This window comes from bacterium, from assembly GCA_030685015.1.
Classification (GTDB): domain Bacteria; phylum CAIWAD01; class CAIWAD01; order CAIWAD01; family CAIWAD01; genus CAIWAD01.
Genome location: JAUXWS010000020.1, coordinates 44,909 through 60,084, shown reverse-complemented (window position 1 = coordinate 60,084; position 15,176 = coordinate 44,909). Strand labels below are relative to the sequence as shown.

At 69.2% G+C, this 15,176-nt stretch carries 9 protein-coding genes; 1 reads left to right on the top strand and 8 read right to left on the bottom strand.

What is annotated here, in order from left to right; genetic code table 11:
* Positions 1-351: 351 nt before the first annotated feature.
* Genes Q8O14_02370 through Q8O14_02345 form a run of 6 tightly spaced genes read right to left on the bottom strand, consistent with a single transcriptional unit; the run spans position 352 to position 7,708 of the window.
* Entirely contained in the window at positions 352-1,314 is a 963-nt protein-coding gene (locus Q8O14_02370) for a hypothetical protein (GenBank protein MDP2359588.1), read from the bottom strand.
* A 43-nt stretch (positions 1,315-1,357) separates the two neighbouring features.
* Complete coding sequence (gene phoU, locus Q8O14_02365; protein ID MDP2359587.1) at positions 1,358-2,086, bottom strand: phosphate signaling complex protein PhoU; 729 nt, start codon at positions 2,084-2,086, stop codon at positions 1,358-1,360.
* Between the two features lie 16 nt (positions 2,087-2,102).
* Positions 2,103-2,909, bottom strand: a complete 807-nt coding sequence (pstB, locus tag Q8O14_02360; protein ID MDP2359586.1) for a phosphate ABC transporter ATP-binding protein PstB — start codon at positions 2,907-2,909, stop codon at positions 2,103-2,105.
* Positions 2,909-4,492: a phosphate ABC transporter permease PstA gene (gene pstA / locus Q8O14_02355; protein MDP2359585.1), complete on the bottom strand. Its 1,584-nt coding sequence runs from the start codon at positions 4,490-4,492 to the stop codon at positions 2,909-2,911. The genes pstB and pstA overlap by 1 nt, the downstream gene beginning before the upstream one ends.
* Entirely contained in the window at positions 4,493-6,727 is a 2,235-nt protein-coding gene (locus tag Q8O14_02350; GenBank protein ID MDP2359584.1) for an ABC transporter permease subunit, read from the bottom strand. It lies immediately after the preceding gene.
* Positions 6,728-6,730: 3 nt separating this feature from the next.
* The gene (locus tag Q8O14_02345; protein ID MDP2359583.1) at positions 6,731-7,708 is read right to left on the bottom strand and encodes a phosphate ABC transporter substrate-binding protein; all 978 of its coding nucleotides are present in this window, start codon (positions 7,706-7,708) and stop codon (positions 6,731-6,733) included.
* A gap of 219 nt (positions 7,709-7,927) precedes the next feature.
* Here Q8O14_02345 and Q8O14_02340 point away from each other — a divergent pair, with 219 nt between their 5' ends.
* Positions 7,928-10,081 (top strand): methyl-accepting chemotaxis protein, encoded by a 2,154-nt coding sequence (locus tag Q8O14_02340; GenBank protein MDP2359582.1) that lies wholly within the window; start codon positions 7,928-7,930, stop codon positions 10,079-10,081.
* Positions 10,082-10,164: 83 nt separating this feature from the next.
* Here the strand turns inward: Q8O14_02340 and Q8O14_02335 are convergent, their stop codons facing one another.
* Positions 10,165-11,187: an isocitrate/isopropylmalate dehydrogenase family protein gene (locus tag Q8O14_02335; protein ID MDP2359581.1), complete on the bottom strand. Its 1,023-nt coding sequence runs from the start codon at positions 11,185-11,187 to the stop codon at positions 10,165-10,167.
* Positions 11,188-11,322: 135 nt separating this feature from the next.
* On the bottom strand, positions 11,323-15,123 hold the full coding sequence (locus Q8O14_02330) for a PAS domain S-box protein (GenBank protein MDP2359580.1): 3,801 nt from the start codon (positions 15,121-15,123) through the stop codon (positions 11,323-11,325).
* Positions 15,124-15,176 lie beyond the last annotated feature (53 nt).

The following is a 15,176-nucleotide window of genomic DNA, read 5'->3' as shown; positions in this document are numbered from 1 at the left end:
TGGCCCTTTCAGGCCCAAGGCGGGATCTCCCCAGCTAAGCATGCCGTCCTTCACCGCACGATGGCCGGATCTACGCCGCCTGGACCTTGACCATCGGAGTTTCGCGATCACTCGCCCGCTCGCCCCGTCCGGCGTCGCCTCGTATCCGGTTCTTGTTCATCCACCCGCGGTTTGCGCTCCACGCTTCCTTCCCACGGTCGGTTGCCCTTCCGCAGTTGCGCTTCACTTCGTTCGCGATGGTCTGCTTACGGGAGGCCTTGCACCTCCAGGACGGCGCCCATGCTGGGCGCACGAGTGAGAAGGACCCCGTGGCAGAGTCCACGGGGTCCCGCCCAGGCTGGCCAGCCAACCTCAGATCTTGAACTCGAAGTTGACCCGGTACCAGGTGTCGGGGTCGGAGCCTGAGGCCTCGTGGGAGATGGTCCGCAGGTTGGGGGCGATCACCAGGCCCTTGGCCGGCTTGAAAGCGACACCGACCATGAGATCGGTCTTGCCGTCGTCGTCCGTGTCCGTGTCCGGATCCACCAGCGCCACCTGGGCGAAGAGATCCAGCGGCAATCCGACGGGCAGCTGGTAGTTGACGTAGAAGCCGATGATCTGGCCCGTCACGTCGGTGGCGCCCGTCGTCGTCTTGGTGTCGAACTCCACGCCCAGCCGGGCGCCCATCCCCGCCCAGCCGCCGAAGAGGCCCATCACGTTGGTGGCGTCGTCGGCGTTGATGGGCTCCAGGCTGTAGACCAGGCCGGCGTTCCAGCCGTCATGCTTGTTCAGCGCCGTCTCGCCCGCCACCAGCTGCAGCGAGAGCTTCTTGTACTTGTCGTTCTCCGGTTTCTTGTAGCCGGCGCCGTTGGTCCAGAGCAGGCTGGCCTTGAACAGCCCGCCGAGGGAGTTGGCGTAGCCCACGCCCATGTCGGCGCTGCTGCTGAACTTGTGCTCGTCCATAAGCGGCTTGGACAGGAAGCGGTTGCCGAAGGTGTTCTCCTGCACGTTGAACAGGTTCATGCCCTGCATGCCGAAGGTCCACTTGCCGTAGTCCGTCGACCAGTCCACGCAGGCGTTCTTGACATAGGCCTCCAGCGACCGGTCGCCCGCGTCCGAACCGGCCCGCTCCACGTCGAACTGCAGCTTGTAGGCCAGGTTGTCGGCCGGCTTGCCCGTGATGGTCAGGTAGGCGCGGCCCGTCTCGAACTTGCCGTCCTCGGCCACTCCCTCGGTGGCGTTGTGCGTGTACTCGTAGAAGATCAGGCTGCTCAGGTCCGCCGCCTGGACGGCCGCCGTGGTCAGCAGGACACTCATCAAAATGCTCTTGGACATCGATTGCTCCTTGTGATTGGTGGATGATCCGTTGGCTTCGACCTTATCCCGCCGACCCGTCGGGCGGGCTGTGGGTGGCGTCCTTCCACAGACGCAGATCGCGCAGGGCGCCGTGGCGGGGAATCTCCCCCGACACCATGTAGATGACGTCCTCGGCGATGTTGGTGGCGTGGTCGGCGATGCGCTCCAGGCTGCGGCTGACGCTGATGGCCCGCATCAGGCTCTCGATGCGCGTCAGGTCGTTGTGGCCCGTCTCCGCGGCCAGGGTCTCCTGGATCGCCGAGCGGAACAGCGAGTAGAGGTTGTCCACGTCGTCGTCGTCGGCACAGACCCGCCGCGCCAGCTCCTGGTCCTGGTGGACGAGGCTGTCCAGGCCCAGCTGCAGCATGTCCTGGCTGCGGCCGGAGAGGCGCTGGAGGATGTCCGCCAGGCGCGCGTCGCCGGACAGGTCGATCTTGCCCGCGTTGCCCGCGATGGTCACGGCCAGGTCGCCGATGCGCTCCAGGTCGTTGTTGAGCTTGAGAATGCCCACCAGCAGGCGCAGGTCGGTGGCCACCGGCTGGTGCAGGGCGAGCACCTTGAGGCACTCCTCCTCCACCTCCACCTCCTCCTGGTCGATGCGGCGGTCCCCCTCGATGATGCGCTTGGCCAGGGCCTGGTCGCCCTCGATCACGCTGCGCACGGCGTCGGCGGTCGCCCGCTGCACGGTGCGGCCCAGCTCCTCGACGCGGTCCTTGAGCAGGTTGAGGGCGCGCAGCATGTGCTTGGTCATCTCTCCTCCGGATCCATCAGCCGAAGCGGCCGGTGATGTAGTCGTTGGTCTGCTCGTGCTCGGGCTTGGTGAAAAGGCGCTGCGTCTCGTTGAACTCCACCAGGTTGCCCTCGTAGAGGAAGGCCGTGTGGTCGGAGACGCGGGCCGCCTGCTGCATGTTGTGCGTGACAATGACGATGGTGTAGAACTCGCGCAGTTCGGTGATGAGGTCCTCGATGCGCGCCGTGGAGCGAGGGTCGAGGGCCGAGGCCGGCTCGTCCATGAGCAGGACGGTGGGATTGACGGCCAGCGCGCGGGCAATGCACAGGCGCTGCTGCTGGCCGCCCGACAGGTCGAGGGCGCTCTCCTTCAGCCGGTCCTTGACCTCGTCCCAGAGCGCGACGCGCTTGAGGCAGGTCTCGACGATCTCGTCCAGGGCGCGGCGGTCGTTCTGGCCGTGGACGCGGGGACCATAGGCCACGTTGTCGTGGATCGACTTGGAGAAGGGGTTGGATTTCTGGAAGACCATGCCCACTTCGCGGCGCAGGTCCTCCAGGGAGATGCCGGGGGCGTGGATATCCCGCCCATGGACCTGGATTGTGCCCGTCACGCGGCAGTCGGGGATGAGGTCGTTCATGCGGTTGAAGCAGCGCAGCAGCGTGCTCTTGCCGCAGCCCGAGGGTCCGATGAAGGCCGTCACCCGGCGATCGGGGATGACGAGGTCCACCCCGTGGATGGAGCGCGACTCCCCGTACCACACCTCCACGCCGCGGGCCAGGATGGCCGTGCCCGTCTCCTCCAGCGGGGCGCGCTCCGCCACCTCCGGTTTCTTCAATTCCATCATCAGAAGGCCGCCTGTTTGTAGACCTTGCGCAAATGGTTGCGCAGCAGGATCGCCGTCAGGTTGAGCAAGAGCACCATGCAGATCAAAAGGAGGGCCGTGGCGTAGAGCATGGGCTTGGCCGCCTCCACGTTGGGGCTCTGGAAGCCCAGGTCGTAGATGTGGAAGCCCAGGTGCATGAACTTGCGCTCCAGGTGCAGGAAGGGGAAGTCCCCGTCCAGGGCCAGGCTGGGCGCCAGCTTGACCACGCCCGTGATCATGAGGGGGGCCACCTCGCCGGCGGCCCGGCTCACGGCCAGGATGAGGCCGGTCAGGATGCCGGGCATGGCGTTGGGCAGCACCACCTGGCGGATCATCTGCCATCGCGTGGCGCCCAGGGCAAGGGCGGCCATGCGCGTGGTGCGGGAGACGGCGGCGAGCCCCTCCAGGGTGGCCACCACCACCACGGGCAAGGTGAGCAGGGCGAGGGTGAGGCTGGCCCAGAGGATGCCGCCGGTGCCGTAGGTGGGTTCGGGCAGCCGCTCGGAGAAGAAGAGCTGGTCGAGGCTGCCGCCTGTGAAGTAGATGAAGAAGCCCAGGCCGAAAATGCCGAAGACGATGGAGGGCACCCCGGCCAGGTTGTTCACCGCCAGGCGGATGAGGCGCACGAGCAGGCCCTGCTTGGCGTAGTCGTGCAGGTAGACGGCGGTCATCACGCCCAGGGGGGCCGCCGCCAGCGACATGAGCAGCACCATGAGCACCGTGCCGAAGATGGCCGGCCAGACGCCGCCCGCCGTGTTGGACTCGCGCGGCTCCTCGCTGAGAAAGCCCCACAGGCGCTTGAGGTAGAGCCCCAGGCGCGCCGGCGTCCCCAATTCGTTGACCGGCACCCAGCGCACCACCTGCAGCAGCGGCAGCGACACGTTGTCCGACGACGACGTGCGCATCACCAGGCTCCACTGCGCCGCCAGGACATAAAGGCTGTCCAGCTCCGCGTCCAAGGTGCGCAGTTCCACCGACGCCGCCTCCATCCGGCCCTGCAGGCGGTCCGCGCCAGGAGAGGGGCCGTCCCGGCGGGCCAGCTTCTCCTCCCAGCGTCCGCGCTTCAGGGAGAGGCGTCGGGCCCGCTCCTGGCGTTCCCGCAACTGGTCGTCGAGGCGCCCGCTGGCGCGGATCGCCTCATCCAGCCGGCGGCGCAGTTCCGGGCTGTCCCCCGCCAGCGAGAGCCCCGGCCCCTCGATCCCGGCCAGCCAGCCCACGAACACTCCGTTCTCGTGGCGCTCGACCAGGATGGCGTCGGCGGGCCGCTGGCGCGCGCTGACCTCGCTGAGATCGAGCAGCACCACATCCTGCCCGGTCAGTTCACGGTTGCCGACCCGCAGGCGGAGGCGGGCGCCCTCCGGTCCCTCCAGTTCCTCCCAGACCTCCCCCAACACGACGCGGCCGTCGTGCAGGTCGAAGCGCTCGAGCGGGTGGGGCCAGAGGGAGGCCAGTCCGCGCGACAGGATCAGCCACAAGACAAGGCCCAGCATGAGGAGGATGAGCACCAGGCCCAGGCTGGTCACCATCACCGGCACGCTGTCCCGGGCCGACGTGTTCACGGCCACCTAGAACCTCCCGTGGCTCTTGCGCAGGCGCTCGCCGATCCACGAGGCCGCCGTGTTGATCACGAAGGTGAAGAGGAAGAGGAGCAGGGCCTGCAGGAAGAGCACGCGGTAGAGGGTGCCTCCCATGGGCGCCTCGGGGATCTCCACGGCGATGCAGGCGCTGAGGGCGCGGAAGCCGTTGAAAGGGCTGGCGTCCATCAGCGGCGTGTTGCCCGTGGCCATCAGCACGATCATGGTCTCGCCGATGGCCCGGCCCAGCCCGATCATGACCGCCGCGAAGACGCCCGCCGCGGCGCCGGGCAGCACGACGCGGGCCACCGTCGTCCAGCGGGACGCCCCCAGCGCCAGCGAGGCGTTGACCAGGGCCTCGGGCACGTTGGAGAGGGCGTCCTCGGCCATGGTGAAGATGATGGGGATGACGGCGAAGCCCAGGGCGAAACCCACCACCAGGCTGTTGCGCTGGTCGTAGACGATGCCGCCGGTGCCGTGCAGCCAGCCGATGAGGCTGCCTCCGAAAACGTGGGCGTCCAGCCAGGGACCCAGCGCGTAGGCCGTCGCCAGCGCCGCCAGGGTCAGGACCAGGCCCTGGGCCAGCTGGGGCAGCCCCTTGGGTCCCAGGCGGTGGCCGGGAATGCGCTGCCAGACCGGCACCATCAACACCACGAGGAGGGGCAGAAGCACCATGAAGGCCAGCACCGAACTCAGGTGCGTCTCCAGGTAGGGCGCGAAGACAAGGCCGGCGAGGAAGCCCACGATGACGCTGGGCAGGGCGGCCATGATCTCGATGGCGGGCTTGATGGTGCGGGCCAGCCAGGTGGGCGCGAACTGCGAGATGTAGATGGCGCCCAGCAGGGCCAGAGGCACGCTGATGAGCAGGGCGAAAAAGGTGCCCTTGAGCGTGCCGAAGATGAGGGGCAGCAGGCCGAACTTGGACTCGAAATCGTCACTGCCGCCGGTGGACTGCCAGACCGAGGCCGCCTCGCCATAGCCCTCATAGTGGAGCTGGCCGAAGAGGGCCCGCCAGGAGATCTCCGGGTGGGGATTGTCCAGCTTCGCCACCTGGAGGAGGCCGGCGCCGCCCGCCACCACGGCGTCGGAGCGCGGGCTGAAGGACAGGGTGCGGCTCCCCGCGGGCAGTTGGGCGCTGAGCAGGGTGCGACCGGTGGTCGTGTAGTGGAGCAGGGCCAGCCCCTGGGCATCCACCGAGAGCAGGCTGCGGTCCCGCGGGCCGGGGGCCAATTGGACGATGGGGGCCTGGTGGTGCTCCAGCCCCAGGGCGGGGATCCAGGCCGGTTGGTCCCTGCTGTCGCGGGTTTCCATGAAGGAGGCGAGGCGACCGCTGTTGTCCCCCGCCACCAACCGGCCGCTGCCGATCTGGAAGGTCAGGGCGGTCAGCCTCTGCAGGCCGGAGTCCCAGCGCAGGACGGGACCCGGCACGCCGCCGCGCAGGTCCAGCACCACCAGCTCGCCGGAGGCCAGCCCCAGCGCCAGACGTTCCCCGGAGGGGGCGACGGCCAGGGCCACGGGCGCCAGGTCCGCCAGGCCGGCAGGCAGCGGCAGGCGGCTCCACGTCTCCTCGTCGCGATCCTCGATGGCCACGGCGGGTCGGCCGGCGGCCGTCCACACCACCAGGGACCGGTTCTCGCCCCGAGCCCAGGCCAGGCGCTCCACCGGGCCGGCCGCGGCGGCCAGGCTGTCGGGGGGCAGTGCGATCGCCCCCTGCTGGAGGACGGCGACACTGTGCCGGCCTTCGTCGGTGGAAACGCGTCGCACGTTGAGGCGGCAATTCAGCAGGCGGCCGGCGCTGGTGCCCAGCAGGAAGCGCTCGGCCCCCGCCCCGCCATCCAGGGCGCTGGCCGTGATCCGCTCCCGACTGTCCAGCTCAACCGCCAACTGCTGCTGCACGCCGCCACCGGTGCGGTCCACCACCGCCAGGTGGCCTTCCCCATCCAGGTGCCAGGCGAGGTCCTGGAAGGAATCGGTGCCCACCAGCCAGGGTTCGCCGCCCCCTGTCAGGGCCAGGGCCGTGGGCTCGCCCAGCCGGGAGCCGGCGATGAGTGGCACGGCCTCGCGCCCGATGAAGAGGAAGATGAGGAGGATGGCGATGACGACGCCGATGCCGCCCCCAGCGATCAGGAAGGCCGCGAGGCGGTCGGCCAGGATCCGCCGGCGCAGGCTGGATGAGGCTCCTCCGGCCGGCGGCCGGCCGGAGGAGTTCCCGTCACGAGATGACATCCCTTAGTTGCCGAGTTTGGCCAGCTCCTGCTTCACCACAGCGGCGGGCAGGGGCAGATAGCCGTCCTTCACCACGATCTCCTGACCTTCCTTGCTGAGGATGAAGGTGAGGAACTCGCGGGTGAGGGTGTCCATGGGCTTGCCCGGGTCGACCACCACGTAGAGCAGCAGCGGACGGGCCAGGGGGTAGGTTTCGGCGATCACATTCCCGTAAGTCGCCTCGTGGAAGGGACCCTTGGCCGTCTCGGCCAGGGGCACGGCGCGCACGCCGCTGGTGGCGTAGCCGATGCCGGAGTAGCCGATGCCCGCCTTGTCGCCGGCCACGCCCTGCACCACGGCGGCGCTGCCCGGTTGCTCCTTGACCACGTTGAGGAAGTCGCCCTTGTTCAGGGCGTGCTCCTTGAAGTAGCCGTAGGTGCCGGAGGCGCTGTTGCGGCCGTAGAGGCTGAAGGGCTTGCTGGACAGGGCGTGGTTGGGCAGGACACCCTCCCAGGTGGTGATGGCGGGAAGGCCGCGCTTGCGCGTGGAGGAGAAGATGGCGTCCACCTGGTCCAGGCCCATGCCCTTGATTGGATTGTCCTTGTGCACGAAGACGGCGAGGGCGTCAAGGGAGGTCTTGATGCCGGTCGGGGCGAAGCCGTACTTGGCCTCGAACTGGTCGATCTCGCTGTTCTTCATGGGACGCGACATGGGACCGAACTGGGCCGTGCCCTCGATCAGGGCGGTGGGGGCCGTGGAGCTGCCCTTGCCCTCGATCTGGATGGTGACCTGCGGGTAGAACTTGCGGAAGGCCTCCAGCCACAGCGTCATCAGGTTGTTCATGGTGTCCGAACCGATGCTGGTGGCATTGCCCTTGATCCCCTCCACCTTCTTGTAGGGGGCGATCTCCTTGTCCACCTGGACGGGCGCGGCCTGGAGGCTGCCCACCAGGGCGGCCGCCGCCACCAGGGTGATGGCTTTCGACAGGGTTCGAGTGATCATGTCCGTCTCCTTGGCTGTTCCGGCCGGGTGCCCGGTCCGGGTGAGGTGTTGCACCGGACCCAGTTTCGCCTCGGAGTGTTAAGGCTTGGTGAGACTCCCGCCTTCCCCATCCCTGCTCGGTGGGCAGCTGATTGCCTGCCTCGAGTGCTTTTTCAGGGATAGAAGGTGAACCATCGATCACCCGATAGATCCGTCATCATGCGACAGGAGGTGAACGACATGGCTCATCGCGACATGAGGATTTCAACCCGTCTCCCCTTGATGGTCATCCTTCCGGCGGTGATCATCGCCCTCCTGCTTGGCGGCAACGCCGCCATCGTCAGCGAGAAAGCCCTGGCCAAGGATGCCCGGGAGAAGCTGTCCATCGCCCACAAGAGCCGGATCAATCAACTGGGCATGATGCTGGAGCGTGTCTCGCGCGAGGTGCGCACCCTGGCCGCCGGACAGGAGGCCGAAGAGGCGGTGGTCGACCTGGCCGAGGCGTTCGGCCGGCTGGGTGCGGACGGGGAGAGCCGCCTGGCCGAGCTCTACATCAAGGGAAATCCCCATCCACTGGGCGAGCGGCACCACCTGGACGACGCCGGCGATGGATCGCCCTACTCGGCCCTCCACAAGCGGCACCATCCCCGCCTGCGCTCCCTCTGCCTGGAAAACGGCTACTACGACCTCTTCCTGATCGACCAGGCCGGCAACATTGTCTTCACGGTCTACAAGGAGGCGGACTTCGCCACCAATCTGCGCCACGGAGCCTGGAAGGAGACCGGGTTGGCGCGGGTGGCGGGGCAGGTGCTGGACCACCCGGTGCCGGGCAGCCTGGCCTTTGTCGCCTTCGAGGCCTACGCCCCCTCCTCCGGCGCCCCGGCCGCCTTCCTGGCAACCCCCATCCATGACCCGGATTCCGGCGCCTTGCTTGGATCGCTGGCCATTCAACTGCCCGCCGATCTGATCAACTCCATCATGAAGGACACGACCGGGCTGGGGGAGACGGGCGAGTGCTACCTGGTCGGGGCGGATTTCATGATGCACAGCGACAGCCGTTTCCAGCAGGAGAGCACCATCCTGGGCCGCGAGGTGAGGACGGACGTTGTCCAGGCGGCCTTGGCCGGCCAGTCCGGCACGACCACCACCCGGGATTACCGCAATCAGAAGGTGTTGAGCGCCTATGGCCCCCTGGAGCTGCTGGGTTACCGCTGGGCCGTGCTGGCCGAGATCGACCTGGCCGAGGTGAGGGCGCCCATTCGCAGCATGTTGCTGCGGATTGGCGCTTTCGCCCTGATCACCACCCTCATCATCGCCTGGATCGGGCGGCGCCTGGCCCGCGGCCTGGTCCAACCCATCACGGCGCTGACCGGGAACATGAGCACGCTGGCCGAGGGCCGGCTGGAGATCACGATCCCCTTCACCGAGCGCGGGGACGAACTGGGCGAGATGGCCCGGGCCGTGGAGGTGTTCAAGCTGAACGGGCTGGAAGTCCGCCGCCTGGAGGCCGCCCAGCAGGAGCGCGAGGCCAAGGAGGCCGAGGAGCGCCGGCGCCTCCGCCTGCAACTGGCCGCCGAGTTCGAGTCCAGCGTGGGACAGGTGGTGCAGGCCGTCTCCGCCGCCGCCGAGGAGTTGCAGGCCACCGCCCAGAGCATGTCCGCCCTGAGCGTGGAGACCAGCGCCCAGGCGGGCAGCGTCGCCGCAGCCGCCGAGCAGAGCAGCGTCAACCTGGGGGCCGTGGCCGCCGCCTCGGAGGAGCTGTCCGGCAGCATTGGCGAGATCAACCGCCAGGTGAGGACCTCCAGCGAGATCGCCGAGCAGGCCGTGGCCAGCAGCCGCACAGCCGACCAGAACGTGGAGCGCCTGACCCAGAGCGTGGCCCGCATCGGCGAGGTGGCGGACCTGATCAAGAGCGTGGCCGACCAGACCAACCTGCTCGCCCTCAACGCCACGATCGAGGCGGCGCGCGCCGGCGAGGCGGGCAAGGGCTTCGCCGTGGTGGCCGACGAGGTGAAGACCCTGGCCCGCCAGACAACCCAGGCCACCGAGGACATCCGCCAGCAGATCCTGGCCATCCAGCAGGACACCCAGGAGGCGGCGCGCAGCATCCGGGACATCTCGCGGGTGATCGGGCAGAACGACGAGATCGTCACCAGCATCGCCGGCGCCATGGAGGAACAGGGCGTCACGACCCATGAGATCGCCCGCAACGTGGAACAGGCCGCCATGGGCACGCGGGAGGTGAGCGGCAACGTCGGCGCCCTCAGCACCGCCGCCGAGGAGACGGGGGCGGCCAGCAGCCAGGTGCTGGGCGCCGCGCAGGAGCTGAGCCGGCATGCGGGGCTGCTCTCGAGCGAGGTGCAGGCCTACCTGCGGCGGGTGCGCGAGAACTGAGCCCCGTCCGTCCCGCGACGTCCGGGGCCTGATGGAAGGGGGCGCCCGGCTCGACCCTGCGCCGGTCGGGTGGGGCGCTCCTTCTACTTCAGCAGGTCCAGCTTGCGCAGGATGCCGTCCACCAGCTGGTCGGTGGTGGCCGTGCCGCCCAGGTCGGGGGTCAGGTTGCTCTTGTCCGCCATGAAGAGGGTGAGCGCCGCCTGCACGCGGTCGGCCGCCTTCTCCTCGCCCAGATGGCGGAGCATGAGGTTGCCCGAGAGGATGGTGGCGATGGGGTTGGCGATCCCGCGGCCGGCGATGTCCGGCGCACTGCCGTGGACGGACTCGAAGACGGCGCAGTCGTCGCCCACGTTGGCGCCCGGCACCACCCCCAGGCCGCCCACCAGCCCGGCGCAGAGGTCGCTGATGATGTCGCCGTAGAGGTTGCCCAGCACCACCACATCGAAGATCTCGGGCCGCATCACCATCTGCATGGCGCAGTTGTCGACGATGATCTCCTTGTACTGGAGGTCCGGGTACTCGCTGGCCACTTTGCGCACGCTTTGCAGGAAGAGGCCGTCCGACTTCTTCATGATGTTGGCCTTGTGCACGGCGTGGACCGTGTGGCGCTGTTTCTGCGCGGCCCAGGCGAAGGCGGCGCGGGCGATGCGGGTGGAGGCCTTCTCCGTGATGATCTTCAGGCTCTGCGCCACGCCGGGGGCGATGTCCTGCTCCAGGCCGGCGTAGAGGTCCTCCGTGTTCTCGCGGAAGAGGACCAGGTTGATGGGCTTGTGGTGCTCGGTGATGCCGAGGGAGGAGCGCACGGGGCGGATGTTGGCGTAGAGGTCCAGCTCCTTGCGCAGGGCCACGTTGACGCTGCGGAAGCCGCCGCCGATGGGGGTCGTGAGCGGCCCCTTGAGCGCCACCTTGTTGGCGCGGATGGACTCCAGCGTCTCATCGGGCAGGGTGTTGCCGTGGGTCTCGGCCGCGCCGGCCCCGGCCGGCATCAAGTCCCACTCCACCTTGACGCCCGTGGCGGCGATCACCCGCCGGGCCGCCGCCGTCACTTCCGGACCGATGCCGTCCCCCTGGATGAGGGTGATCTTGTGGGCCTTGCTGGCGCTCATGGACTCCTCTCTGCTGGCTGCCCCTTGATGGCCAAGGATAGCAAAGCGCGCGACAGGAGGCGCAGGCGGCGAAGCCGGGAGGAGGATGGCTCCAGGGAAAGCGGCCAACCCGCGAAGGGGCGGGCGGGGGGAGGCTCAGCGCAGCTCGAACAGCCGGCGCTGGATCTCACGCAGCAGGGCGCCCGGACCGAATGGTTTGATCAGCACCGTGATGGCCAGGCTGTCCAGATCCTCCGGATTGAGATCGCGGTCCGTGTAGCCCGTCATCAGCACCACCGGCTGCCGGCACCCGGCCTTGCGCATGGCCCGCACCAGCTCGAAACCGCCCAGGTTGGGCATCACCACATCGCTGAGCACGAGGTCGGGCGGCCAGCCGTTGAGCAGTTTGTCCAGCCCCTCGCGTCCGTCCACCGCCGTCTCGACCTGGTAGCCATGGTTCTCCAGCGTGCGCTGCAGCACATCGCGCACCGCCCCCTCGTCCTCGACCAGCAGGATGCGCTCCTGGTCGCCGGACTCCAGCGCGGGGGCCGCGTCGGGTCCCGGCTCGCCCTCCCCCTCCACCAGGGAGGCGGGCAGGTAGATCTCGAAGCAGCTGCCTTCGCCCGGCAGGCTCTCCACCCGGATGGCGCCCTCGCTTTGCGTGATGATGCCGTAAACCGTGGCGAGGCCCAGCCCTGTCCCCTTGCCATGGTCCTTCGTGGTGAAGAAGGGCTCGAAGATGTGGTCGATCAGCTCCGGCCTGATGCCTTGTCCGTTGTCGCGGATGCTGAGCAGGATGTGGGGGCCTTCCCGCACGCCCAGCTCACGGGCGCGTTGGGCGGTGAGCAGGATGTTGCGCGTGCTGATGTTGAGCGCGCCGCCCGCCGGCATGGCGTCGCGGGCGTTGACGGCCAGGTTGATGATGACCTGGTCCATCTGTCCCGGGTCCACGCTGACCCGCAGCAGGTCGGTGGCGAGGTTGAGGTTGATCTCGATCGTCTCGCCGATGACCCGGCGCAGCATCTTCTCCAGGTCGCCCAGGACGATGTTGAGGGAGATGCGCTGGGGATGCAGGGTCTGGCGGCGGCTGAAGGCGAGCAGCTGGCGGGTCAGCTGGGAGGCGCGCTGGGCGGCGTCCCGCACCTGCTGCAGCTCCTCGCGGATGGGATCGCTGGCGTCCAGGCTCATCATGAGCAGGTCGCATTGGCCCAGGATGACCATGAGGATGTTGTTGAAGTCGTGGGCCACGCCACCGGCCAACCGCCCCACCGCCTCCATCTTCTGCGACTGCCGCAGTTGCTCCTCCAGTTGGCGGCGCTCGCTCACGTCCCGCACCTCGGCCAGCACCAGCCGGGTGTCGCCCAGATCCAGCGGCGAGAGGCTGACCTCCACATGCAGGGGGCTGCCGTCCGGCCGCAGGTGGGTCCATTCGAAATGGCGGCACTCGCCGGCCAGCGCCGCGTCCAGCATGGCCCGGGCCTGCTCGGCGGAAGGGCTGCCGTCGGCCTGCAGGGGGGGCGACAGCTCCACCGGGCTGCGGCCCACCAGATCGCTGGCCGAGCGCCCGTAGATGCGGCAGGCGGAGGGGTTGACCTGCAGGAAGCAACTCTCATCCATGATGATGATGCCGTCCAGGGCGTGCTCGAAGAGGTTGCGGTAGCGCGACTCGGAAGAACGCAAGGCCGCTTCGGCGCGTCGTCGCTCCAGGATCTCCGCCTCCAGCGCCTCATTCATGCGGCGCAGGTGGCGGGCCCGGCCCCGGGCCAAGCCGAAGACGGCGCCCACCAGCAGGAGCAGGGCCAGTCCCCGCACCCACCAGTGGCTGTGCCAGGGCTGTGGAACGACGATGCGGGCAAGCAGGATCGGGGCGGAGGCGGACTCGCCCTGCCGGTGGCGGACCAGCACCTTGTAGCGTCCGCCCGGCAGCCATGAGATGTTCAGGCGAGCGTCAGGACTCCATTCGCTCCAGGCGGCGTCCAGGCCTTCCACCCGCCAGGACCACTGCGTGCCGTCCCGGTCCGCCATCCCGCACGCCACCCGCACCTCCAGCGGCCCGGAGCCGCGGATGCGTTCCAGCCCCCGCAGGCCCCCGGCGTTGCCGGCCCACTCCCGCCCGTCCAGCACCAGGCTGCGCAGCTTCACCGGCAGGTCGCACACCGCCTGCTCCCCGCCACCGGGCAGCCGCCGGTAATGGCGCAGGTCGCGGTCCACCCCCACCCACAGCTCATCGCCCTCGACCAGCAAAGGTCCCGGTCGTTGTCCGGAACGGGTGGGGATGATGGGGCGCCATTCGCGCAGGCCGTCCGCCAGGGTCAGGCGGGCCAGCCCCTCGCGGAAGAGGCCCCACAGCGTGCCCTCGGCCAAGGTCAACTCCGTGGCGGCGTTCAGCGTCCAGCCCGGTGGGGGATCAACCCAGGACACGGGGCGCAAGCGGCCCGCGGCGTCCGGCGAAAAGGCGCCGCCAGAGGCCAGCACGACGAGGGAGTCCCCCAAGCCCACCACCCGGCAGCTGCCCGGCGGCAGTCCCTGGTCCACCCCATGGAGCCGGGCGCGCCAACCCTCCGGCCCTTCCTCCACCAGATAAACGCCCACGTCGTTGCACCCCACCCACAGGGCGCCGCCCGCGTCCTGAGCCATGGAGTTGGCCATGCCGCGCACGCCGGGCACCTCGCCGGCCACTTGCCAGCCGCCCAGTCCGTGCTCCAACCAGCGCAGACGGCCCTCCGCGCCCGCCCAGACTCGCCCGGCGCGGTGGCGGTCCTGGTGGAGGAAGGTGGGCTGTCCCCCTGGCAGCGCCCGCGCCGGTCCAGCTCCGATCTCCAGGAGACGCCCACCGAGGATGGCCAGCAGCGAGGGGCCGGTGGGCAGCAGCTGCCAGGCAATGCCGGGCGTCCCGGTCAGCGGGCGGAAGGATCCGCTGCGGCCGTCCAGCGTCTGTTCCAGCCGGAAAAGCCCCTGGGTCGTGCCCACCACCAGTTCGCCCTGGTGCCGCGCCAGGCTGAGCGGCTGGCCCCGCAGGCCGTCGGCCTGATCAAGCACGGTCCAGCTCTGCGACAAGCCCACCCGGCTCAGGCCTTCCGTGCTGGCGATCCACAGATCGCCGCGGGGGTCCACGCTGAGATGGACGGCCATGGGCGAGGGCAGGTCGTCCTCCTCGCCCAGCTGTCGCCGCAGCACGCCCCGCCGGTCCAACAGAAGGACGCCGCCCTGGAGGGTGGCGAGGGCCAGCCCCCCGTCGGCCAGGCGAACACCATGAAACAGCTGAAGGGGACGCACCAGCGTGGAAAGGGAGGCCAGCGGGCGGGTCCGTCCCGCCGCCAGCTGATGGACGCCGCCGTAGAGCGTGCCCAGCATCAGGCCCCCTTCCATGGGCAGCAGGAGGACCAGGCGGTTGCCCCCGACGAAGAGGTCGGGACCCAGCACGGGGCGCAGCGCCGCGTCGGGGATCTGCAGCTGGCCCTTGGGGATGAGGCGTGGATCCAGCCGCACGAGGCCCAGCTGCTCGACCTGCAGATAAAGCGTGTCCCCCACCGCCACGGCGCCGCCAATGGATCCGGGGGGCAGGAAGAGCTGCAGCAGGCCGTCCTGCCAACGGGCCAGGAACTCCTGGCTCTGGAAGTAGAGGCCGTGGGAGAGGGCGCAGATCGCGCGGATCTCGCGGAAGTAGGGCGCCCGACCTTTCAGGCTGTCGGACAACTGGCGCACCTGCCAGTCGCGGCGCTGGTCGGCGAAGAAGATGCCGAACTCGTTGACGGCGCCATAGGCCACTTGGCCGTCGGGCAAGGCCATGACGCTTCTGACCTGGGTGCGGCCCGGCGTGGTCAGCTCCCGCCACTCCTGTCCATCGAACTCCAGCAGTCCGTCGGCCCCGCCCACGAAGACGCTGCCCCCTTCGGCGTGGCTGCTGGAAAGACAGGTGCTGGCGAAGCCGTTGTCGGAGGGGGACAGGTGCTCCACCGGCGGTCGCCCCGGGGAGGCGGATCCGCTCGCCACAAAGCAGAGCAGCGGCA